Origin of the sequence: Pseudomonas oryzagri (assembly GCF_020831405.1) — a bacterium.
Taxonomy (GTDB): Bacteria; Pseudomonadota; Gammaproteobacteria; order Pseudomonadales; family Pseudomonadaceae; genus Geopseudomonas; species Geopseudomonas oryzagri.
The window spans coordinates 131,940-154,088 of sequence record NZ_JAJHPU010000025.1 but is presented as its reverse complement, the minus strand read 5'-3'; the positions used below and the strand labels follow the sequence as shown (position 1 = coordinate 154,088).

At 64.4% G+C, this 22,149-nt stretch carries 18 protein-coding genes; 9 read left to right on the top strand and 9 right to left on the bottom strand.

From position 1 onward, the window contains the following. Positions 1–262: 262 nt before the first annotated feature. The 6 genes from cysG to LMJ29_RS10490 form a co-directional block, all read right to left on the bottom strand. Positions 263–1,648, bottom strand: coding sequence for a siroheme synthase CysG (gene cysG / locus LMJ29_RS10515; RefSeq protein WP_229605469.1), 1,386 nt, complete (start codon positions 1,646–1,648; stop codon positions 263–265). Positions 1,649–1,774: 126 nt separating this feature from the next. Then, positions 1,775–3,055, bottom strand: a complete 1,281-nt coding sequence (gene serS / locus LMJ29_RS10510; protein ID WP_229605468.1) for a serine--tRNA ligase — start codon at positions 3,053–3,055, stop codon at positions 1,775–1,777. Between the two features lie 178 nt (positions 3,056–3,233). Further along, positions 3,234–3,611, bottom strand: a complete 378-nt coding sequence (gene crcB, locus LMJ29_RS10505) for a fluoride efflux transporter CrcB (protein ID WP_229605467.1) — start codon at positions 3,609–3,611, stop codon at positions 3,234–3,236. After that, the gene (locus tag LMJ29_RS10500; protein ID WP_229605466.1) at positions 3,608–4,933 is read right to left on the bottom strand and encodes a replication-associated recombination protein A; all 1,326 of its coding nucleotides are present in this window, start codon (positions 4,931–4,933) and stop codon (positions 3,608–3,610) included. Before LMJ29_RS10500 ends, crcB begins: the two co-directional genes overlap by 4 nt. Positions 4,934–4,943: 10 nt before the next feature. Continuing rightward, on the bottom strand, positions 4,944–5,576 hold the full coding sequence (lolA, locus tag LMJ29_RS10495) for an outer membrane lipoprotein chaperone LolA (protein WP_229605465.1): 633 nt from the start codon (positions 5,574–5,576) through the stop codon (positions 4,944–4,946). Between the two features lie 10 nt (positions 5,577–5,586). Next, positions 5,587–8,283 (bottom strand): DNA translocase FtsK, encoded by a 2,697-nt coding sequence (locus LMJ29_RS10490; protein WP_264758842.1) that lies wholly within the window; start codon positions 8,281–8,283, stop codon positions 5,587–5,589. Positions 8,284–8,495: 212 nt separating this feature from the next. Here LMJ29_RS10490 and trxB point away from each other — a divergent pair, with 212 nt between their 5' ends. The 4 genes from trxB to infA all read left to right on the top strand — a co-directional run bounded on the left by trxB (position 8,496) and on the right by infA (position 11,255). Further along, on the top strand, positions 8,496–9,443 hold the full coding sequence (gene trxB, locus LMJ29_RS10485; protein ID WP_229605464.1) for a thioredoxin-disulfide reductase: 948 nt from the start codon (positions 8,496–8,498) through the stop codon (positions 9,441–9,443). Positions 9,444–9,479: 36 nt separating this feature from the next. After that, positions 9,480–10,169: a leucyl/phenylalanyl-tRNA--protein transferase gene (gene aat, locus LMJ29_RS10480; RefSeq protein WP_229605463.1), complete on the top strand. Its 690-nt coding sequence runs from the start codon at positions 9,480–9,482 to the stop codon at positions 10,167–10,169. A gap of 52 nt (positions 10,170–10,221) precedes the next feature. Continuing rightward, positions 10,222–10,929, top strand: a complete 708-nt coding sequence (locus LMJ29_RS10475; protein ID WP_229605462.1) for an arginyltransferase — start codon at positions 10,222–10,224, stop codon at positions 10,927–10,929. Positions 10,930–11,036: 107 nt separating this feature from the next. Continuing rightward, positions 11,037–11,255 carry a translation initiation factor IF-1 gene (infA, locus tag LMJ29_RS10470; protein WP_002553999.1) on the top strand — a complete coding sequence of 73 codons (219 nt, stop codon included), beginning with the start codon at positions 11,037–11,039 and terminating at the stop codon, positions 11,253–11,255. A gap of 66 nt (positions 11,256–11,321) precedes the next feature. On the opposite strand, the gene clpA is transcribed toward infA, so the two are convergent. Together clpA and clpS are read right to left on the bottom strand one after the other, a co-directional pair. Next, on the bottom strand, positions 11,322–13,592 hold the full coding sequence (gene clpA / locus LMJ29_RS10465; RefSeq protein ID WP_229605461.1) for an ATP-dependent Clp protease ATP-binding subunit ClpA: 2,271 nt from the start codon (positions 13,590–13,592) through the stop codon (positions 11,322–11,324). Positions 13,593–13,629: 37 nt separating this feature from the next. Continuing rightward, positions 13,630–13,992 (bottom strand): ATP-dependent Clp protease adapter ClpS, encoded by a 363-nt coding sequence (clpS, locus tag LMJ29_RS10460; RefSeq protein WP_229605460.1) that lies wholly within the window; start codon positions 13,990–13,992, stop codon positions 13,630–13,632. A gap of 227 nt (positions 13,993–14,219) precedes the next feature. Here clpS and cspD point away from each other — a divergent pair, with 227 nt between their 5' ends. Continuing rightward, the gene (gene cspD, locus LMJ29_RS10455; RefSeq protein WP_229605459.1) at positions 14,220–14,456 is read left to right on the top strand and encodes a cold shock domain-containing protein CspD; all 237 of its coding nucleotides are present in this window, start codon (positions 14,220–14,222) and stop codon (positions 14,454–14,456) included. A gap of 65 nt (positions 14,457–14,521) precedes the next feature. On the opposite strand, the gene icd is transcribed toward cspD, so the two are convergent. Next, the gene (gene icd, locus LMJ29_RS10450; RefSeq protein ID WP_229605458.1) at positions 14,522–15,778 is read right to left on the bottom strand and encodes an NADP-dependent isocitrate dehydrogenase; all 1,257 of its coding nucleotides are present in this window, start codon (positions 15,776–15,778) and stop codon (positions 14,522–14,524) included. 399 nt (positions 15,779–16,177) lie between these two features. On the opposite strand from icd, the gene LMJ29_RS10445 reads away from it, so the two are divergent. From LMJ29_RS10445 to LMJ29_RS10430, 4 genes are all read left to right on the top strand, one after another. Continuing rightward, complete coding sequence (locus tag LMJ29_RS10445) at positions 16,178–18,406, top strand: NADP-dependent isocitrate dehydrogenase (RefSeq protein WP_229605457.1); 2,229 nt, start codon at positions 16,178–16,180, stop codon at positions 18,404–18,406. Between the two features lie 478 nt (positions 18,407–18,884). Then, positions 18,885–20,351, top strand: coding sequence for a YjgN family protein (locus LMJ29_RS10440; RefSeq protein WP_229605456.1), 1,467 nt, complete (start codon positions 18,885–18,887; stop codon positions 20,349–20,351). Next, on the top strand, positions 20,348–21,403 hold the full coding sequence (locus LMJ29_RS10435; RefSeq protein ID WP_229605455.1) for a M48 family metallopeptidase: 1,056 nt from the start codon (positions 20,348–20,350) through the stop codon (positions 21,401–21,403). Before LMJ29_RS10440 ends, LMJ29_RS10435 begins: the two co-directional genes overlap by 4 nt. 238 nt (positions 21,404–21,641) lie before the next feature. Continuing rightward, entirely contained in the window at positions 21,642–22,109 is a 468-nt protein-coding gene (locus LMJ29_RS10430) for an NUDIX hydrolase (RefSeq protein WP_229605454.1), read from the top strand. Positions 22,110–22,149: the final 40 nt, after the last annotated feature.

The following is a 22,149-nucleotide window of genomic DNA, read 5'->3' as shown; positions in this document are numbered from 1 at the left end:
CAGTCTTGCCTCACAAGCACCCACACGAATTGCTTGATTCAACTTGTTAAAGAGCGTTTCGATCAGACCCAGCGGAAGCTTTCGTCTCAACCGAGGCCGCGCATTCTACAGCAGCCTTTCAACCTGTCAAGCGTGTTTCGAAAATTTTCTTTTCGATTCAACCGCTTGCGCTCTCGTCAACCCTGAGGCCGCCGCAGCGAGGAGGCGAATAATACAGCCTTTAAAAACGCTGTCAACACTCTCTTCGCAATCCGTTTGAAAACTATCCCTGCCCTTCGAACCACGCCAACTTCTCACGCAAGCTGACTACCTCTCCGACGATCACCAAGGTAGGTGCATGCACCTCATGCTCGGCCACCAACTGCGGAAGATTGGCGAGCGTCCCTGTGAACACCCGCTGCTGACGGGTCGTTCCCTGCTGTATCAGGGCCGCAGGGGTTTCGGCGGCGCGGCCATGACCGATCAGCTCCTTGCAGATCAGTGGCAATCCGACCAGCCCCATATAGAAGACCAAGGTCTGTCCCGGCGCTACCAAGTCGGCCCATGGTAGATTGCAGCTGTTATCCTTGAGGTGGCCAGTGACGAAACGCACCGACTGGGCGTAGTCGCGATGAGTCAGCGGAATTCCGGCGTACGCGGCACAACCTGCCGCAGCGGTAATCCCGGGCACCACTTGGAAAGGAATACCCTCGGCGGCCAGCTCTTCGATCTCCTCGCCGCCACGCCCGAAGATGAATGGGTCCCCGCCCTTCAGACGCAGCACACGCTTGCCCTGCTTCGCCAGCTCGACCAAACGGTTGTTGATCTGCTCCTGAGGCAGTGCATGCTCGCTGCGCCGCTTGCCGACATAGATACGCTCGGCGTCGCGGCGGCACATATCGATGATCGCTGGGGCGACCAGCCGATCGTAGAGCACCACGTCGGCCTGCTGCATCAGACGCAGGGCACGGAAAGTCAGCAGATCCGGATCACCCGGGCCGGCGCCGACCAGGTAGACCTCGCCCAGTTCGCGCTCAAGGCTACCGGCCAGCTTGTCGGCCAGCAGCCGCTCCGCCTCAACCTCGCGCCCGGCCAGCACCTCGTCGGCGATCGCTCCCTGGAATACCTCTTCCCAGAACACCCGACGCTGCTGCACATCGGCAAAGCGCTGCTTGACCGCGCCACGAAACTTCTGGGCAAGGCCGGCCAGCCGACCATAGGCCGCCGGAATCAGGGTTTCCAGGCGGGCGCGCATCAACCGGGTCAACACTGGGGCATCGCCGCCACTGGATACCGCCACCATCAGCGGCGAACGATCGACGATGGCAGGGAAGACCACGCTGCACAGCCCCGGAGCATCCACTACGTTGACCGGCAGGTTTTGCTCGCCAGCCTCGCGCGACACCCGCGCATTGAGCGGCTCGTCGTCGGTGGCGGCAATCACCAGCACGCAGCCGGCAAGATCGGCGGCTTCATAGCCGCGCGCCCGCAGCTCTCCCCCGCCTTGCTCCACAAGGGTACGCAGCCCCTCTTCGACCAGAGGCGCCACTACCCGCAGCCGGGCCCCGGCCTCGTCAAGCAGTCGCGCCTTGCGCAGGGCGACCTCGCCTCCGCCGACCACCAGCACCAGACGACCGCGCAGATTGTGAAACAGAGGAAGAAAGTCCATGGACAGCCTCACAGCAAATGCCGAGCGAATGAAAAGGGCCGGAGATGAATATCGCCGGCCCGTCACACGCCTTTCAAGCGGGAAAGGCGCATCGGGAGCCTTGAGCTCCCAGAGTTACGACTGCGCTCAGCCGATCACCTCGAGGCCAGCCATGTATGGCTTGAGCACCTCCGGCACGCGAATGCTGCCGTCGGCCTGCTGATAGTTCTCCAGCACGGCGACCAAGGTGCGCCCCACTGCCAGGCCCGAACCGTTGAGGGTGTGCACCAGTTCCGGTTTGCCGGTCGCCGGATTGCGCCAGCGCGCCTGCATGCGGCGGGCCTGGAAATCGCCACAGTTGGAGCAGGAGGAAATCTCGCGGTACTTGTCCTGACTTGGCACCCAGACCTCCAGATCATAGGTCTTGGTGGCGCCGAAGCCCATGTCGCCGGTGCATAGCGCCAGCTTGCGGTACGGCAGCTTGAGCAGCTGAAGGACCCTCTCGGCGTGAGAGGTCAGTTCCTCCAGTGCCGCGAAGGACTTCTCCGGCTCCACCACATGCACCAGCTCGACCTTGTCGAACTGGTGCTGGCGGATCATGCCGCGAGTGTCGCGACCGGAGGCCCCAGCTTCGCTGCGGAAACATGGGGTGTGGGCGACGAACTTCAGCGGCAGCTGCTTGGCGTCGAGGATCTCGCCGGAAACGATATTGGTCAGCGACACTTCGGCGGTGGGAATCAGGTAGAAGTCGGCCTCACCTTCGCGGCTGATCTTGAACAGATCCTCCTCGAACTTGGGCAGCTGACCGGTACCCTGCAGCGCCGGGGCCTGCACCAGGTAAGGGGTATAGGCCTCCTCGTAGCCATGTTCGCCGGTGTGCAGATTGAGCATGAACTGGGCGAGCGCGCGATGCAGGCGAGCGATCGGGCCGCGCATCAGGGCGAAGCGCGCGCCAGACAGCTTGGCGGCGGTTTCGAAATCGAGCCAGCCATGCTGCTCGCCGAGGGCGACGTGATCCTTGACCTCGAAATCGAAGGCACGGGGCGTTCCCCAGCGACTCACCTCGACGTTCTCCTCCTCCCCACCACCGACCGGCACCGATTCGTGCGGCAGGTTGGGGATGGTCAGCAGCAGCGCGTCCAGCTCGGCCTGGATCGCGTCCAGCTCCTGCTTGCCGGCAGCCAGCTCGGCGCCCATGCGTTCGACGTCGGCCATCAACGGGGCGATATCCTCACCGCGCTGCTTGGCCTGGCCGATGCTCTTGGAGCGGCTATTGCGTTCGGCCTGCAGCTGTTCGGTGCGGGTCTGGGTTTCCTTACGGCGGCTTTCCAGCCCCTCGAGGCGCGCCACATCCAGTTGGAAGCCGCGGGTCGCCAGACGCTGGGCCACTTCCTGGGGTTGGCCACGAACCAGTTTGGAGTCGAGCATGCAGAGTTCTCTTCAGTCGAAGCAGTCGAAAAGGGTTTCGCTCGGCGCCCCATACGGGGCGCCGTCATCGGCACTCACCGCGCTGCCTGTCGCGGCGGGAGGCGCATGAACAGGGCAGAGAGTTTAACCGCTGAAGGCGCAATGCGGGCAGCTCGGCGGCGTTTTTGTCAGTGCTCGTCTACAACACCCGCGCCAGCGCCAGTCCGCCCCAGGTAGCGATCAAGCCGCCGAACACACTGAGGCCGGCGTACCCCATGGCGGTTGCCAGTTGTCCGCTCTCCAGCAGGCGCAGGGTATCAAGGGAAAACGAGGAGAAGGTGGTCAGGCCACCGAGAAACCCCACCACCAGACCGGCACGCAGCGCCAGCGGAATCTCCGGGCGGAGCAGGAACAGGCCATACAGATAGCCGATCAGCAGGCAACCAAAGAGGTTCACTGCGATGGTCGCCCAATAGAAGTGCTGTGGCCAATGCGCGCCCACCCAGTTGGCCGTGGCGAAACGCAGCAGGCAACCCGCCGTGCCGCCCAGGGTCACGGCCAGAACGGCAGCGATCATGATTTTCTCCGCCGCCGCGGGCTGTTGCGATCCAGCTCGGCGAGATGCGCCAGCTTCTCGCGGATCTTCAGCTCGAGGCCACGCGGCACCGGCTGGTAGTAGGCTTGCGGCTCCAGCGCCTCGGGAAAATAGTCCTCACCGGCGGCATAAGCCTCGGGCTCGTCGTGGGCATAGCGGTACTCGTCGCCGTAGCCGAGGTTCTTCATCAGCTTGGTCGGCGCATTGCGCAGGTGCAGCGGCACCTCCAGCGAGCCGTGGGCGGCGGCGTCGCGCATCGCCGCCTTGAAGCCCATATACACCGCGTTGCTCTTCGGCGCACAGGCGAGATACACGATGGCCTGGGCGATGGCGAGCTCCCCTTCGGGGCTCCCCAGGCGCTCCTGGACCTCCCAGGCGGCCAGGCACAGGCTCAGCGCGCGCGGGTCGGCGTTGCCGATATCCTCGCTGGCCATGCGCACCACGCGCCGCGCCAGATAAAGCGGATCGCAGCCGCCGTCGAGCATGCGCGCGAACCAGTACAGCGCGGCATCCGGATTGGAGCCACGCACCGACTTGTGCAAGGCACTGATCTGGTCGTAGAAGGCTTCGCCGCCCTTGTCGAAACGGCGGCGGCTGTCGCCGAGCAGGTTCTCCAGCAAGCCGGCGCCGATTTCCTCGCCGTCCTCGACCAGGTCGGCGGCATTTTCCAGCAGATTGAGCAGCCGTCTGCCGTCACCGTCGGCAGCAGCCAGCAGCAGCCCGGTCGCCTCTTCGCTGACTTGCAGCCGGCGCTTGCCCAGCCCGCGCTCCTCGCTGAGCGCGCGCGCCAGCAACTGACGCAAGGCCGTCTCGTCGAGGCTTTTCAACACGTAGACCCGGGCCCGGGAGAGCAGCGCGTTGTTCAGCTCGAACGATGGATTCTCGGTGGTCGCGCCGATGAAGATCAGCGTGCCATCCTCGACGTAGGGCAGAAAGGCATCCTGTTGCGCCTTGTTGAAACGGTGCACCTCGTCGACGAACAGAATGGTGCGTCGCCCGTACTGGGCTGCCTGCTGCTTGGCCACCTCGACGGCCTGGCGGATCTCCTTGACCCCGGCGAGCACCGCGGAAATGGTCTCGAAGTGGGCGTCACCGATCTCTGCCAGCAGACGCGCCAGGGTGGTCTTGCCCACGCCCGGCGGCCCCCAGAAGATCATCGAGTGCAGCGCGCCTTGCTCCAAGGCTTCGCGCAGCGGCTTGCCGTGGCCAAGGATGTGCTCCTGACCCACATAGTCATCTAGGCTGGTCGGGCGCATGCGCGCGGCCAGCGGCTGAGCGACGGAGGGGCGATCGAAAAGGTCCATGGACGGAGCCCTAGCGCTCCTCGACCACATCGGCGCCTTCCGGGACCTGGAAGGTGAACTGGTTGTCCGCCAGCGGCTGGTTCAGCTTCACGCCGAGGAACAGGATGTTGGTGCGCTGGCCGATGCTGTCGATCAGTTGCATATCGTTGATCACGCCATTGCGGAACGACAGGCGCAGGGTATCGAACAGGGTGTCCTTGGCCTTCGGCTTGAGGATGAAGTCGACCACGCTGCCGCCTTCCTTATGGCTGATGGTGAAGTTCTCGCGAATCTTCGATACATCGCCGGAGAGCAGCAGCGCCGGGGTGTGGGTCATGCGCTGATCCAGATCCTGGATGGTGACCTGCTGCAGATCCGGGTCGTACAGCCAGACCTTCTCGCCGTTGGAAACCAGCAACTGCTCCATCGGCGCATCGGTGTGCCAGCGCAGCAGCCCGGGGCGCTTGAGCGCCATCTCGCCGCTGGCCTCCTGCAATTGGGTGCCCGAACCATCCAGGGTCAACTGGGAGAAACGTCCGCTCAGGGTCTGCGCCTGCCCAAGCAGCTCGGTCAATCGCTTGACGGACTGATCGTCCTCCGCCGCCTGGGCACTCAGACCGACCACCGCCAGCGCCGCCAGCAACAACACACGAATCAGATGCATAGAACCTCGCTCAGTCTCGTACCGGCGCCGGCGCGATCACGTCGCGGGAGCCGTTGGTATTCATGGGGGTGACCACGCCAGCCATCTCCATCGCCTCGATCATCCGGGCGGCGCGGTTGTAGCCGATCTTCAGCTTGCGTTGCACGGCCGAGATGGACGCCCGGCGGCTTTCGGTGACGAAGCGCACCGCCTCATCGTACAGCGGATCCTCCTCGCTGCCTTCACCGCCCTCGCCACCGGTCGAGTCGTAGGAGCCACCGCCCCCCTCCTCGACACCGGCAAGGATGTCTTCGATGTAGTCCGGCGCGCCGCGCTGCTTCCAGGCATCGACGGTACGGTGCACCTCGTCGTCGGAGACGAAGGCACCGTGCACGCGGATCGGCAATCCGGTACCGGGCGGCATGTAGAGCATGTCGCCGTGGCCGAGCAGTTGCTCGGCACCACCCTGGTCGAGGATGGTGCGCGAATCGATCTTGCTCGAAACCTGGAAAGCGATCCGGGTGGGGATGTTGGCCTTGATCAGGCCGGTGATCACGTCCACCGACGGACGCTGGGTGGCGAGGATCAGGTGGATGCCGGCCGCGCGGGCCTTTTGCGCGATGCGCGCGATCAGCTCCTCGACCTTCTTGCCAACGATCATCATCATGTCGGCGAACTCGTCGACCACCACGACGATGGTCGGCAATGCCTGCAGCAGCGGCGGCATATCGTCCGGGCTTTCGCGGCGGAACAGCGGATCGGTGAGCGGCGTGCCCGCCTCCTCGGCGTCCTTGATCTTGCGGTTGAAGCCGGCCAGGTTGCGCACGCCCATCGCGGCCATCAGCTTGTAGCGACGGTCCATCTCGGCCACGCTCCAGCGCAGGGCGTTGGCCGCCTCCTTCATGTCGGTGACCACCGGGCAGAGCAGATGCGGAATGCCCTCGTAGATCGACAACTCGAGCATCTTCGGATCGATCATGATCAGGCGCACTTGCTCGGGCGTCGACTTGTAGAGCAGCGACAGCAGCATGGCGTTGACCCCGACCGACTTGCCCGAACCGGTGGTGCCCGCCACCAGCAGGTGCGGCATCTTCGCCAGGTCCGCAGTCACCGGCCGGCCGCCGATGTCGTGGCCGAGGGCGATGGTCACCGGCGACTTGGCCTCCTCGTATTCAGGTGTCGACAGCACCTCGGAGAAGCGCACGATCTGGCGGTTCTCGTTGGGAATTTCGATACCGACGGTGGTCTTGCCGGGAATCACTTCGACTACCCGCACGCTGATCACCGCCAGCGAGCGCGCCAGATCCTTGGCCAGGTTGGTGATGCGACTGACCTTGATACCGGGTGCCGGCTGGATCTCGAAGCGGGTGATCACCGGACCGGGATAGGCCGCCACCACCTGCACCTCGACGCCAAACTCCTTGAGCTTGATCTCCAGCAGGCGCGACGTCGCTTCCAGCGCCTCGGGCGAGAAGCTGTTGGGCTTGGCCTGCGGCGGATCGAGCAAGGACAATGGCGGCAGGGTGCCCGCCAGGGCTTCATCCACCGGCAAGGCATGGGGCTTGGGCGGTTCGGGCGGCCGGCGGATCTCGGCACGGGGCGCCTCTGGCGGCCTCACCTGGAGCCTGGGGGGCTCGTCAAAAGACGCATCATCGTCAGACACTTCCTCCACCTCAGGGCTGCGCGCCGGCTTGACCGCCCCCAGGACACCATTCACCGCAGAGGCGATGGAGGTCATGACCGGCACGATCGGCTTGGGCTCGGCGGGGATGACGCTCTCTTCCAGATCGAATTCATCGTCGTCATCCAGCGCCGTGAGGCCGACGACCGGCTCAATGCGCTCGCTGACTGGGGGCTGGCGCTCGACCAGCGCCGGCGCGACAGGCGCCGGCTCGGGCACGGCAACCGGCACACTCGCCGCCTGCGCCAGCGGAGCCACCGGAGCCGCAGGTGCCGGACGCGGACGTGGGGGAGCCGCGTCGGCAGCATTCGCTTTGGCATCCAGTTCGCGCAACTGCAGCTTGACCTGGCGATGCGCCTGCTGGGTGCTCCACCAGCGACTGGCCGCGCTCTGCAGCAGCTCGAGCAGGTCGAGCGTGATCTTGCCGGTCAGGTCCATCACCCGGAACCACGACAGGTCGGTGAATACCGTCAGACCGAAAAGAAACAGCGCGAGAAATACCAGAGTACTGCCCTGCACATTGAGGGCATCCTCTGCCCAGGCGCCGAGGCTCTGGCCAATGATGCCGCCGGCCGGGATCTGCGGATTCATTTCCAGTGTCTGGAACTGGATGGACGCCAGGGCGGCCCCGGAGGCCAGCAAGAAGAACAGGCCGATGGTCCGCCATGACAGCAGCCAGCCGTTCCAGCGCAGCATCTGGTGACGACTGGCGAACAGCTCGATGACCTTCGCCGCCAGCAGGGCTGGCAACAAATAGGCGGCGTAGCCGAGAACCTCCAGGCTCAGACTAGCTACCCAAGCGCCAACCCGACCGGCGGCGTTCTGTACCTGCCCGGCGCCGGTCGCCATATTGATACCCGGATCGAACGGCGAGTAGCTCAGCAGCGCCATGCATAGATAAGCGCCCAAGGCACAGAGCGCCAGCATGGCGGCTTCCTTGAGCCGGTAATGGAGCTGCTGGCGCCAGGGGCTGACGATCTCGGTGCGCGAGCTGCGCCCTCCCCCGGCACGGGGCCTCGCCTTGGCGGAATTAGCGGAAATCTTCAAAACGTGGCGTTCCTGCGCGCATCTCGCGCCTGAATAATCAGTGAACTGCGAATATTACCCATTGTAAGGCTTTGCCCGATCGTTGCCATGCGCGGACACACCTGGAGTTTTGCCGGCACCCGCAGGGCGGTGTAGCATGAGCCTCAAGATTTCAAGGGCGGCTCAATTGGAGCACGCATTCCCTTTTGTGACAAAGACTTATAGGGTGTTTTATGAGTGAATCGAAGCATTCGCGGCTGGTCATTCTCGGCTCCGGGCCGGCCGGCTACACCGCCGCGGTGTACGCTGCCCGCGCCAATCTCAAGCCGACCCTGATCACCGGCCTGCAGGCCGGCGGCCAACTGACCACGACTACCGAAGTCGACAACTGGCCAGGCGACGTCGAAGGCCTGACCGGTCCGGCCCTGATGGAACGCATGCGCGAACACGCCGCTCGCTTTGCCACCGACATCGTCTATGACCATATCCACACCGCCGAGTTGCAGCAGCGCCCCTTCGTCCTCAAGGGCGACAGCGGCACCTATACCTGCGACGCCCTGATCATCGCTACCGGCGCCTCCGCCCAGTACCTCGGCATGCCTTCCGAAGAAGCCTTCATGGGCAGAGGGGTATCCGCCTGCGCCACCTGTGACGGCTTCTTCTATCGCAACCAAGTGGTCTGCGTGGTCGGCGGTGGCAATACCGCCGTCGAGGAAGCGCTGTATCTGTCCAACATCGCCAAGGAAGTCCACCTGATCCACCGTCGCGACAAACTGCGCGCCGAGAAGATCCTGCAGGACAAGCTGCTGGAGAAGGCCCGCAACGGCAACATCCGCCTGCACTGGAACCACGCGCTGGATGAAGTGCTGGGCGATGCCTCCGGCGTGACCGGTGCCCGCATCAAGGACGTGCACAATGGCGCCACCACCGACCTGCCGCTGACCGGCGTGTTCATCGCCATCGGTCACAAGCCCAACACCGAGCTGTTTGCCGGCCAACTGGAAATGCGCGACGGCTACCTCAAGGTCAAGGGCGGCAGCGAAGGCAATGCCACCGCCACCAGCATCGAAGGCGTGTTCGCGGCCGGTGACGTCGCCGACCACGTTTACCGCCAGGCCATCACCTCGGCCGGCGCCGGCTGCATGGCAGCACTCGACGCCGAACGCTACCTCGACAACTAAGTGGAGGGGGCCTCCGGGCCCTCCCTTCCTCTCGCCATGCTCAGTTGGCTGTCGCGTCGCAACTTCGACTTCCCCCCTCTCGACCAGGCCCTGCGCGAGCCCAACGGTCTGCTCGCGCTTGGCGGCGACCTCAGCCCCGAACGCCTGGTCAGCGCCTACCGACATGGCTGCTTCCCGTGGTTCCAGGAGGGCCAACCGATTCTCTGGTGGTCCCCCGACCCGCGTATGGTGTTGTTTCCCGCCGAGCTGCATGTGTCGCGCAGCCTGCGCAAGACCCAGCGCCAGCACCGCTTCGAGATCAGCTTCGATCGCGACTTCCCCGCCGTGATCGAGGCCTGCGCGGGCCCGCGCCCCTATGCCGACGGCACCTGGATCACTCCAGCCATGCTGGATGCCTACAGAATGCTGCATCGTCGCGGCATCGCCCATTCGGTCGAGGTCTGGCAGGATGGCCAACTGGTCGGTGGGCTATACGGACTGGCCATCGGTCGCCTGTTTTTCGGCGAGTCCATGTTCAGCCGGGTCACCGATGCCTCGAAGATCGGCTTCATCACTCTGGTGGAGCGGTTGCGCGACAGCGGCTTCGTCCTCATCGATTGCCAGATGCACACCAGCCACTTGGCCAGCTTCGGCGCAAGACCAATACCCCGCACCCAGTTCGCCCACTACCTTGCGCACTATCTCGACCGGCCCGGCGCCATCCTCTGGGCGGGGGACGAGGCGTGACGTACACTTATTATGCACCTCTCGCCAAGCCAGCAGTTGCGGGGATCGCGCCATGACCGATTTCGCCGAACTGAAGTTCTACGCCACCCAGGCGCATGACTGCAGCTATCTGCCAGATCGGAAAGCCACCACCCTGTTCCTCGATCCGCGCCAGGCGATCGACCCCCAGATGTACGCCGAACTGTCGGGCATGGGCTTCCGCCGTAGCGGCGAGCACCTCTACCGGCCGCACTGCCAGCACTGCCAGGCCTGCATTCCGGCGCGCATCCCGACCGCCAGCTTCCGCGCGAACCGCGAGCAGAAGCGCATCCTCAAGCGCAATCTCGACCTGCAGGTGCGCGCCGTGCGCCCGTCCTTCAATGAAGAGCACTATCAGCTCTACGCCCGCTACATCGAACAGCGTCACGCCGATGGCGACATGTACCCCCCGAGCCGGGAACAGTTCATCGGCTTCCTGGTGAGCGAGCTGCCCTTCTGCGTGTTCTTCGAATTCCGCCTCGGCCAGCGCCTGATGGCAGTCGCCGTCACCGACGTGCTGCCCAATGGCCTCTCGGCGGTCTATACCTTCTTCGACCCCGACGAAGAAAAGCGCAGTCTCGGTCGCTTGGCTATCCTCTGGCAGGTCGCCGAGGCAGTGCGGCGCGGGTTGCCGGCCGTCTATCTGGGCTACTGGATCCGCAACTGCCGCAAGATGAGCTACAAGAGCGAATACCGCCCGCTGGAACTGTACGTCAACCAGCATTGGGTAATGCTCACCTGAGGCCACTTGGCGTCGGAGTGGAATTTCGGGCACAATGCCCGCCGCTTTCGCTCGCCCCATCGTCCAAATCGGCGAGCCAATCTATAAGTAATCGAGGGCTTTACTGCATGTCGAAAGAAGACAGCTTCGAAATGGAAGGCACTGTCGTCGACACCCTGCCCAACACCATGTTCCGCGTGGAGTTGGAAAACGGGCACGTCGTCACTGCGCACATCTCCGGCAAGATGCGCAAGAACTACATCCGCATCCTGACCGGCGACAAGGTGCGCGTCGAGCTGACGCCCTACGACCTGAGCAAGGGTCGCATCACCTACCGCGCCCGCTGAGCAGCGCAAGGTCATGAACGACAACGCCCGGCCTAGGCCGGGCGTTGTCGTTGGGACGCCAGCAACTCAGGCCGGCAAGGCCAGGGTTTCGTAGTCGAACACCAGCTCGCCGTCACGCACATCGATGTGCACGGTGCCACCATGGTCGGCCAGCTCGCCGAACAGGATCTGCTCGGCCAGCGGACGCTTGACCTTCTCCTGGATCAGCCGCGCCATCGGTCGCGCCCCCATCTGCGCATCGTACCCATGCTCGGCCAGCCAGCCGCGCGCCTCCTCGCTGACATCCAGAAGCACACGCTTGTCCTCGAGCTGGGCCTGCAGCTCGGTGAGGAACTTGTCGACCACACTCTTGATGATCGAGTGATTCAGGCGACCGAATTGGATGATGGCATCCAGGCGGTTGCGGAACTCCGGCGTGAAGCTCTTCTTGATAACTTCCACCGCATCGCTGGCGTGATCCTGATGAGTGAAGCCGATCGACGCCCGCGCGGCGGTCTCCGCCCCCGCGTTGGTGGTCATGATCAGGATTACGCTGCGGAAGTCAGCCTTGCGTCCGTTGTTGTCGGTCAGGGTGCCATGATCCATCACCTGCAGCAGCAGGTTGAACACTTCCGGGTGTGCCTTCTCGATCTCATCCAGCAACAGCACGCAGTGCGGCGTCTTGGTGATCGCCTCGGTCAACAGCCCGCCCTGATCGAAGCCCACGTAGCCGGGCGGTGCGCCGATCAGCCGTGACACGGTGTGCCGCTCCATGTATTCGGACATGTCGAAACGCAGCAGCTCGACCCCCATCGCCTTGGCCAGCTGGCGCGCCACCTCGGTCTTGCCGACCCCGGTGGGGCCGGCGAACAGGAAGGAACCGACCGGCTTGTCAGGTGCCTTCAGGCCGGCACGCGACAGCTTGATGGCGGTGGACAGCGCATCGATGGCCGCATCCTGACCGAACACCGTCAGCTTGAGGTCACGCTCGAGGTTGCGCAGCAGCTCCTTGTCGGAGGTGGTGACATGCTTTGGCGGAATCCGCGCGATCTTGGCGACCACGTCCTCGACCTGGGCGACGTCGATGCAGGCCGCGCGGCGCTCTTCCGGCAACAGGCGCTGGTAGGCACCCGCCTCGTCGATCACGTCGATGGCCTTGTCCGGCATGTGGCGGTCGTTGATGTAACGGGCCGCCAGCTCCGCCGCGGCGCGCAGCGCCTCGTCGGTGTAGCTGATCTTGTGGTGCTGCTCGAAGCGGCTCTTCAGCCCCTTGAGGATACCGAAGGTATCTTCCACCGACGGCTCCAGCACATCGACCTTCTGGAAGCGGCGCGCCAGCGCGCGATCCTTTTCGAAGATGCCGCGGAACTCCTGGAAGGTGGTCGAACCGATGCAGCGCATCTCGCCGGAGGACAGCAGCGGCTTGAGCAGGTTGGAGGCATCCATCACCCCGCCGGACGCCGCGCCGGCGCCGATGATGGTATGGATCTCGTCGATGAACAGGATGGCGTGCGGACGCCGGCGCAGCTCGTTGAGCAGCGCCTTGAAGCGCTTCTCGAAGTCGCCGCGGTACTTGGTGCCGGCCAGCAGGGCGCCAAGGTCCAGCGAGTAGACCACGCTGTTGGCCAGCAGGTCTGGCACCTGACCGTCGACGATGCGCTTGGCCAGACCCTCGGCGATCGCCGTCTTGCCGACGCCGGCCTCGCCGACCAGCAGCGGGTTGTTCTTGCGTCGACGGGCAAGGATCTGCGCCACCCGCTCGACCTCGTCCTCGCGGCCGACCAGCGGATCGATACGCCCCATGCGCGCCAATTCGTTGAGGTTGCCGGCATAGGCATCCAGCGGATTGCCGGAGACCGAGCTTTCGCCGCCCTCCTCCTCCTGGGACTCCTGCTCCTGGTCGTGGCTCTCGCTTTCCCCCGGCACCTTGGAAATGCCGTGGGCGATGTAGTTGACCACGTCGATGCGGGCGACATTCTGCTGCTTGAGGAGGAACACCGCCTGGCTTTCCTGCTCGCTGAAAATCGCCACCAGCACGTTGGCGCCGGTCACTTCGCGCTTGCCGGAGCTTTGCACGTGGAACACCGCCCGCTGCAGCACACGCTGGAAGCCGAGGGTCGGCTGGGTTTCGCGCTCCGCCTCATGGATGGGGATCAACGGCGTGGTCGAGTCGATGAACTCGCGCAGATCCTGGCGCAGCTTGTCCATGTTGGCCCCACAGGCCCGCAACACGGTAGCGGCAGCACCATTGTCAAGAAGGGCCAGCAAGAGGTGCTCGACCGTCATGAATTCATGACGCTTGGCTCGAGCATCCTTGAAGGCGAGATTGAGGGTGACTTCAAGTTCTCGGTTCAACATACGGCACCTCACTTCACCTCATTCTCTGGGGCCCACTTCAATCGTCTTTCTCGATCTCGCAGAGCAGCGGGTGCTGACACTCCCGCGCGTACTGGTTGACCTGCATCGCCTTGGTTTCTGCGATATCCCGGGTATAGACCCCACACACTGCCTTGCCTTGGGTATGCACTGCCAGCATTACCTGGGTGGCCTTTTCGCGATCCATGGCGAAGAAACCTTCCAATATCTCCACCACGAAGTCCATCGGCGTGTAATCGTCGTTGAGCAGGATCACCTTGTACATCGACGGCGCCTTGAGCGCCGGCTTGGCTTCCTGGACCGCGAGCCCCGAACTCTCGTCCGCGTACGGGTCCGGAGAGTCCTGATTGAATGTTAGTCGAATCTGGCGGCTTGCATGCATGCTGGGATGGACAACACTGGCTGTATGGATGGGAGCGGCAAGGTCGAGTTTGAACCATTAGACAACCGATTGTGCCTCGCCTTGACTATCGGCAAAACGGTGTTACAACCACAAAGGCATACCCACACAGGGTACGAGGGCTTGTCTTGAGGGGAGCGAAGCCCCCGGCAAGGCGGCCTGAATGGATGATACTCCAGCATTGGAGTCCTTTGCAGAGGGAAGTCAGCATGCTCAGCGGCAAGGTCAAATGGTTCAACAATGCCAAAGGCTATGGATTCATTCTGGCCGACGGCCGGGATGAAGACCTGTTCGCCCACTACTCCGCCATCCAGGGCGATGGCTACAAGACGCTCAAGGCCGGCCAGCCGGTCAGCTTTGAAATCCTCCAGGGACCGAAGGGACTGCACGCCGTCAACATCCAGCCGCTTGGCAATCCGGCTCGGGTACATACCAGCGAAACCTGATCGCCCGCCGCTCGACAAACGCAAAGGGCCGGTCATCGTGACCGGCCCTTTGGCATGAGCACAGCTTACATATGGGCGATCATGGCATCGCCGAACTGCGAGCAGGACAACAGCTTAGCGTCGTCCATCAACCGCTCGAAGTCGTAGGTCACGGTCTTGGCATCGATCGCCCCATCCATGCCCTTGATGATCAGATCGGCCGCCTCGGTCCATCCCATGTGGCGCAGCATCATCTCGGCAGAAAGGATCACCGACCCCGGGTTGACCTTGTCCTGCCCGGCATACTTGGGCGCCGTGCCGTGGGTGGCCTCGAACATCGCCACGCTGTCGGACAGGTTGGCGCCGGGCGCGATGCCGATGCCGCCGACCTCGGCCGCCAGGGCGTCGGACAGGTAGTCGCCGTTCAAGTTGAGGGTGGCGATCACGTCATACTCGGCCGGACGCAGCAGGATCTGCTGCAGCATGGCGTCGGCGATGGCGTCCTTCACCACGACGTTCCTGCCTGTGCGCGGATTCTTGAACTGCATCCACGGCCCGCCATCCAGCAGCTCGGCACCGAACTCGTCACGCGCCACCTCGTAGCCCCACTCCTTGAAGGCCCCCTCGGTGAACTTCATGATGTTGCCCTTGTGCACGATGGTCAGCGACTCGCGGTCGTTGTCCACCACGTACTGCAGGGCCTTGCGCACCAGGCGCTTGGTGCCCTCCTCGGAGACCGGCTTGATGCCGATACCGCAGTTCTCGATGAAGCGGATCTTGGTGACCCCCATTTCCTCGGTGAGGAACTTGATCACCTTCTCGGCCTCCGGGCTGCCGGCCTTCCACTCGACGCCGGCATAGATGTCTTCCGAGTTCTCGCGGAAGATCACCATGTCCACATCGCTGGGCTTCTTCACCGGGCTCGGCACCCCCTCGAACCAGCGCACCGGCCTCAGGCACACGTAAAGATCCAGTTGCTGGCGCAAGGCAACGTTCAGCGAACGGATCCCACCGCCGACCGGGGTGGTCAATGGCCCCTTGATGGAAACCACGTAGTCGCGCACCGCTTCGAGGGTTTCCTGCGGCAACCAGGTGTCGGGATCATAGACCTTGGTCGCCTTTTCGCCGGCGTAGACTTCCATCCAGGCAATCTTGCGTTCGCCGCCGTAGGCTTTCTGAACAGCAGCATCAACCACCTTGATCATCACCGGGCTGATATCGACGCCGATGCCGTCGCCCTCGATGAACGGAATGATCGGGTTGTTCGGAACATTCAGGGACATGTCGGCATTGACGGTGATCTTGGCACCGTTTGCTGGCACTTGGATCTTTTGGTATCCCATGCTGGACTCCGTTGTTGTCGTGGATTGACTTCTTTCTGCTTGCTGCGCCTGAGCTTAGCCAATTGGATTGCCCCCGCAAAGGGTGGGATTTTTTGGTCAACCGGAAGGCCTCCTCCGGGCCCGATCGCCACGAGCCATGCCGGGTGCACGCGGCCGCCACGCCATGATCCCGCCCGACATCCATGTTATCCTGCGCGCGCGACTGCGGTGGCACAGGGAACCGAGCCCGGCTGGAATGGGGGTTCTGTGCCCGGAATCCGGCACATACCGGTCAGCGCCACATAATAAAAGCCGTCCATGGCCAAAAGCCGATGCGCTCAGAAACCGCCTCAAGAAACATCCTCTTGAGCGCATCTCGACTTTGTATAACCACAGCAAAACTGAGGGTTAGATTAGAAGATGTCCACACGCTCAAAGATCATCTACACCTTTACTGACGAAGCACCCGCCCTGGCGACCTACTCTCTGCTTCCGATCATCAAAGCCTTCACTGCCTCTTCCGGCATCGCCGTCGAAACGCGCGACATCTCTCTCGCAGGCCGCATCCTCGCAAGCTTCCCCGAGTACCTGAGCGAAGATCAAAAGATCGGCGACCACCTCGCCGAACTGGGCCAGTTGGCCACCACTCCCGAAGCCAACATCATCAAGCTCCCCAACATCAGCGCCTCGGTTCCCCAGCTCAAGGCGGCGATCAAGGAACTCCAACAGCAGGGCTACAAACTGCCGGACTACCCCGAAGCCCCGGCCAGCGATACCGAGAAAGACGTCAAGGCCCGCTACGACAAGATCAAGGGCAGCGCTGTAAACCCCGTCCTCCGCGAAGGCAACTCCGACCGTCGCGCTCCGCTCTCCGTCAAGAACTACGCCCGCAAGCACCCCCACAAGATGGGTGCCTGGGCCGCCGACTCCAAGTCGCACATCGCCCACATGAGTGCCGGTGACTTCTACGGCAGCGAGCAGGCCATCACCGTCGAGAACGCCGGCAGCGTGAAGATCGAGCTGTTCGGTGCCGACGGCAGCGTGAAGGCCCTCAAGGAAAAGACCAACCTGCTGGCCGGCGAAATCATCGATTGCTCGGTGATGAGCAAGAAGGCCCTGCGCAGCTTCATCGCCGAGCAGATCGAAGAAACCAAGCAACAAGGCGTGCTGCTCTCCGCCCACCTGAAGGCCACCATGATGAAGGTCTCCGACCCGATCATGTTCGGCCACATCGTCGCCGAGTACTACAAGGACGTCCTCGAGAAGCACGCCGACGTGCTCAAGGAAGTCGGCTTCAACGCCAACAACGGCATCGGCGACCTGTACGCGCGCATCAAGGATCTGCCGGCCGAGCTCCAGGCCACCATCCAGGCCGACATCCAGGCCCTGTATGCCCAGCGCCCGCCGCTGGCCATGGTGAACTCCGACAAGGGCATCACCAACCTGCACGTGCCGAGCGACGTCATCGTCGATGCCTCCATGCCGGCCATGATCCGCGACTCCGGCAAGATGTGGGGCGCCGACGGCCAGCTGCACGACACCAAGGCCCTGATCCCGGATCGCTGCTACGCCGGCGTGTACCAGGTGGTGATCGAGGACTGCAAGCGCAACGGCGCCTTCGACCCGGTCACCATGGGCAGCGTGCCGAACGTCGGCCTGATGGCCCAGCAGGCCGAGGAATACGGCTCGCACGACAAGACCTTCGAAATCCCGGCAGCCGGCGTGGTCCGCGTGACCGACGCGAGTGGCCAGGTGCTGATGGAGCAGAACGTCGAGGCCGGCGACATCTGGCGCATGTGCCAGGTGAAAGACCTGCCGATCCAGGACTGGGTCAAGCTGGCCGTCAACCGCGCCCGCGCCAGCAACACCCCGGCGGTGTTCTGGCTGGACGCCAAGCGCGCCCACGACGCCCAGGTGATCGCCAAGGTCCAGCGCTACCTGAAGGACCACGACACCAGCGGTCTGGAAATCCACATCATGTCGCCGGAAGAAGCCACCCGCTTCTCCCTGGAGCGCATCCGCGCCGGCCTGGACACCATCTCGGTGACCGGCAACGTACTGCGTGACTACCTGACCGACCTGTTCCCGATCATGGAGCTGGGCACCAGCGCCAAGATGCTGTCGATCGTCCCGCTGATGAACGGCGGCGGCCTGTTCGAGACCGGTGCCGGCGGTTCCGCGCCCAAGCACGTCCAGCAGTTCCAGGAAGAAAACCACCTGCGCTGGGATTCGCTCGGCGAGTTCCTGGCCCTGGCTGCTTCCCTGGAGCACCTGGGCGTCGCCAACGACAACGCCAAGGCCAAGGTGCTGGCCAAGACCCTGGACCAGGCCAACGGCCAGTTCCTCGACAGCAACAAGTCGCCGTCGCGCAAGGTCGGCCAGCTCGACAACCGCGGCAGCCACTTCTATCTGGCGCTGTTCTGGGCCCAGGCCCTGGCCGCGCAGACCGAGGACAAGGAACTGCAGGCCCAGTTCAGCGGCCTGGCCAAGGCGCTGACCGACAACGAGGAAAAGATCGTTGCCGAGCTGAACGAAGTGCAGGGCAAGGCGGTGGACATCGGCGGCTACTATCATGCCGATCCGGAACTGGCCAGCCAGGCCATGCGTCCGAGCGCCACCCTCAACGCGGCCATTGCCGCGCTGGTCTGAGCGCAACGGCATGACGGGCGACCCTGAGCGTCCGTAGTCAACAAGAGCCCCGGCCCCGCGCCGGGGTTCTTGCTTTTACCGATCGTGCAACACGCGGCCCCTCTCCTTGCCGCCTTATCCCCCTCACCTGCCCCCAACCGTGCGGGGCGCGCAGTGCTTTCCTTACAGATCGACGCGCCTACCGCCCAGGGCACGGAGTCGCGGCGCGGGTGCCCTTGCTCGCAGAGGCCTTTGCTCCAATGCGTTGTGATTGGACGGCGCCAGCATTGCCTTTATCATCGCGGCACTGCCTGCGGGTTGCCGAGGGCATGCCCGCAAGGGCAAGGAGTGGTTGCCTGCAAGGAAGTATTCCGGCTTTTCCGCTGTCGTTACGGCACGCAGCCTTGTAGCCACAGGGAACCCTGTGACCGACGAGGCGGATACCTTCCTTCCGGCACCGAATGAGTGGCAAGGGATTTGACCCCAGGGAGCAGTGTCGATGACGGAAGCAGTGTATGCAGTTGTGTTCAGCGGGGAGGTGCTGGACGGGTTCAGCAAGGCGCAGGTGCAGGCAAGCTTCGCCCGCCTGTTCGGACTGAACGCCGAGCGCCTGGAGCAGGTGTTCTGCCAGCCTCGTACTGTGCTGAAGAAGGGACTCAGCCATGACGAGGCCACGCGCTACAGCAACGCCCTGCAGCGTTTCGGCGCCGCGGTCAGGGTGGAAAGCACCGCACTTGCCCAGCCTGCGCAGCTCGTGCAGGCCGCCTCACAACCGGCCGTCTCTCCAAATCGTGGCCCGAGCAGCAAGACGGCCGCCGCGGCACCGCTGGCCTCGTCTGCCGCGGCCAGCGGCAGCGAAGCGCGCCCGCAAGGCATGGCGATCCCGCCTTCGCGCATCCAAGCCACCGAGAAGATCGCAAGCGAGGTGCCTGCCCGCGCGGCTGGCACACCGCCGCCGGCAACGCGTGTCCACGGCGAGCCCGCAACCGCGCGCCGGGAGCTGGGCTTCGAGTTTCACGGCGAAGGGTTCGAATTCTTCCGCATCTGGATCGTCAACATCCTGCTCTCCATCGTCACCCTCGGCATCTATTCGGCCTGGGCCAAGGTGCGGACGCAGCGCTACTTCTACGGCAACACCCAGCTCGACGGCAGCAGCTTCGATTACCTCGCCGACCCGCTGAAGATCCTCAAGGGGCGCGTGATCGCCTTCGCCTGCCTGATGATCTATTCCGCCGCCGGCGAAATCTCCGTGTTCCTAGGCATGTTGATGGGCCTGCTGTTCCTCGCCGCGCTGCCGTGGATCCTCGTGCGCGGATTGAGCTTCCGCAACAGCAACAGCGCCTGGCGCGGCGTGCGCTTCGGTTTCGATGCCAGCTACGGCGAGGCGGCGATGACCTTCCTGGTCTGGCCGCTGCTGGGCGTGCTGACGCTGGGCATCCTGATGCCGCTGGCGCTGCACAAGCAGCAGCGCTTCATCGCCGGCAACAGCCGCTATGGCACCTCGCGCTTCGCACTCGACGTCGGCGCACGGCCGTTCTACATGATCTTCCTGGTGATCCTGGCGATCAGCGTTGGCCTGGGTATCGTGGGGGCCGTGCTGCAGGGTCTGATCCCGAGCCTAGTGCCGGTCGTCGCGGCGGTGGGCTATCTGCTGATGTTCGCCTTCTTCAACGTCAGGTTCACCAACCTCGTCTACGGCAACCTGGTGCTGGGCGACAATCGTCTGGCCGCGCGCTACGAACTGGGCAGCTTCGCCGTGCTGATGCTGGTGAACATGCTCGGCCTCGTCCTGACCCTGGGCCTGTTCTATCCGTGGGCGAAGGTGCGTACCGCGCGCTACGCCGCCGAGCACATGGCGCTGCTGGCCTGCGACGATCTCGACGGCTTCATCGCGGCCCGTCGCGAAGAGGTTTCCTCCCTCGGCGGGGAACTCGGCGACCTGTTCGACGTGGAACTGGCCCTGTGAACGCAACGGTCGTGTACGAGCTTGCCGGCAGCTATTTCGGCGGCACGTCGTCACGGCCGGTGCCGGCCAAATTGGTCGTCGCCGACGATCGCCTGCGGGTGATCGCCGGCGACGACCTGCTGGCCGGACCGCTGCCGCTTGCCGAGATCGTCGTCAGCTCGCGGCTCGGCAATACGCCGCGCATGCTGCGCTTTGCCGACGGCGCCAGCTTCGAGACCGCCGGCAACGCCACCGTCGACCGCCTGCTCGCCGGCCAGGGCCGCCGCCATGGCCTGGTCCATCGCCTGGAGTCCAGCCTGCGCTACGTGCTGGTCGGCCTGCTGGTGACCATCGCCTTCGTCTGGGGCGGCGTGCGCTACGGCATTCCGGCACTGGCCGAAGCCACCGCCTTCGCCCTGCCGGAGGCGGCCAGCCGGCAGATCGGCGAGGGCGTGCTCGAGCTGCTCGACGACGATTTGCTGTTCCCTTCCGAGCTGACGGCCGAGGAGCAGGCGCGCTTGCGCCAGCGCTTCGTGCCGATGATCGCCGCCAGCGGCCTGCCGATTCGACTCGAGTTCCGCAAGGCGGCTCGCGAGCTCGGGGCGAACGCGTTTGCGCTGCCTTCGGGCACCGTGGTCTTCACCGACCAGTTGGTGAAGCTGGCCGAGCACGACGAGGAACTGCTGGGGGTGCTGGCCCACGAGATCGGTCACATCGATCGTCGGCACGGCCTGCGCCAGGTGCTGCAGAGTTCGGCGCTCGGCCTTCTGACGATGACGGTGACCGGGGATGTGTCGTCGGTATCCTCCCTCATCGCCGCCATCCCGGCGATCCTCACCCAGCTCGGCTACTCGCGCGACTTCGAGTACGAGGCCGACGACTTTGCCGCCGAGCTGATGGCGAACCACCGCATCGATGCCGCCCAGTTGGGAACGATGTTGATGCGCCTGGAGGATGCCTTGCGCAAGTGCCCCGAAGTCGAGCGCTGCGCGGATCCTGAGCGCGGCTGGACCACCTATCTTTCCACCCATCCGCCCACAACCGAGCGCCTGCAACGGCTCACCAAGCGCTGACGCGGGCGGGGTCGCCTGTTCGGAACCAGAGAAGCCCGCGGCAATACCGGTGACGCCCCGCCCCGCACAAGGGGCCCGGCGACCCGGGACCGGCCAAGCCCGGCCCGCGGGACAACCCCAAGCGTACCACCGCAACTGGAAACGCCCGGAAGACATTAGACTGTACGCACTCCGACCCTACGCCGGGTCCCTCGTCTCTACCGCCTCGCGATCCCTCGCAGCATTTCCGGAGCCCCGAATGAATCGCTTTATTCCCCACGTCACCGTCGCCACCGTGGTCGAGGACCAGGGCCGCTTCCTGCTGGTCGAGGAGCACGCCGAAGGCCGCGTGGTCCTCAACCAGCCCGCCGGCCATCTGGAGGCCGACGAAAGCCTGCTCGCGGCCGCCCTGCGCGAGACCCTCGAGGAAACCGGCTGGGACGTCGAGCTGACCGGCGTGGTCGGCATCTACCTGTACACCGCGCCGGCCAACGGCGTGACCTACCAGCGCGTGTGCTTCGCCGCACGACCGCTACGTCACCACCCGCAGCGGCCGCTGGACGACGACATCATCGGTCCGCGCTGGCTGACCCGCGAAGAGCTGGAAGGCCGCCGCGAGCAGTGGCGCAGCGCCCTGGTGCCGCGCTGCATCGACGACTACCTGGCCGGCGGCCGCTACCCGCTGGAGCTGATCCGCGAACCGGCCTGGCTGCCGAGCGCGGAGTGAGCCGGCGCCTCGCCGCCCGCGGCGCCCGACAGACCTGATA

Coding starts and splice junctions, on each gene's coding strand:
- cysG (WP_229605469.1), bottom strand. CDS start 1,648: ATGGACTTTCTTCCTCTGTTTCACAATCTGCGCGGTCGTCTGGTGCTG.
- serS (WP_229605468.1), bottom strand. CDS start 3,055: ATGCTCGACTCCAAACTGGTTCGTGGCCAACCCCAGGAAGTGGCCCAG.
- crcB (WP_229605467.1), bottom strand. CDS start 3,611: ATGATCGCTGCCGTTCTGGCCGTGACCCTGGGCGGCACGGCGGGTTGC.
- LMJ29_RS10500 (WP_229605466.1), bottom strand. CDS start 4,933: ATGGACCTTTTCGATCGCCCCTCCGTCGCTCAGCCGCTGGCCGCGCGC.
- lolA (WP_229605465.1), bottom strand. CDS start 5,576: ATGCATCTGATTCGTGTGTTGTTGCTGGCGGCGCTGGCGGTGGTCGGT.
- trxB (WP_229605464.1), top strand. CDS start 8,496: ATGAGTGAATCGAAGCATTCGCGGCTGGTCATTCTCGGCTCCGGGCCG.
- aat (WP_229605463.1), top strand. CDS start 9,480: ATGCTCAGTTGGCTGTCGCGTCGCAACTTCGACTTCCCCCCTCTCGAC.
- LMJ29_RS10475 (WP_229605462.1), top strand. CDS start 10,222: ATGACCGATTTCGCCGAACTGAAGTTCTACGCCACCCAGGCGCATGAC.
- infA (WP_002553999.1), top strand. CDS start 11,037: ATGTCGAAAGAAGACAGCTTCGAAATGGAAGGCACTGTCGTCGACACC.
- clpA (WP_229605461.1), bottom strand. CDS start 13,592: ATGTTGAACCGAGAACTTGAAGTCACCCTCAATCTCGCCTTCAAGGAT.
- clpS (WP_229605460.1), bottom strand. CDS start 13,992: ATGCATGCAAGCCGCCAGATTCGACTAACATTCAATCAGGACTCTCCG.
- cspD (WP_229605459.1), top strand. CDS start 14,220: ATGCTCAGCGGCAAGGTCAAATGGTTCAACAATGCCAAAGGCTATGGA.
- icd (WP_229605458.1), bottom strand. CDS start 15,778: ATGGGATACCAAAAGATCCAAGTGCCAGCAAACGGTGCCAAGATCACC.
- LMJ29_RS10445 (WP_229605457.1), top strand. CDS start 16,178: ATGTCCACACGCTCAAAGATCATCTACACCTTTACTGACGAAGCACCC.
- LMJ29_RS10440 (WP_229605456.1), top strand. CDS start 18,885: ATGACGGAAGCAGTGTATGCAGTTGTGTTCAGCGGGGAGGTGCTGGAC.
- LMJ29_RS10430 (WP_229605454.1), top strand. CDS start 21,642: ATGAATCGCTTTATTCCCCACGTCACCGTCGCCACCGTGGTCGAGGAC.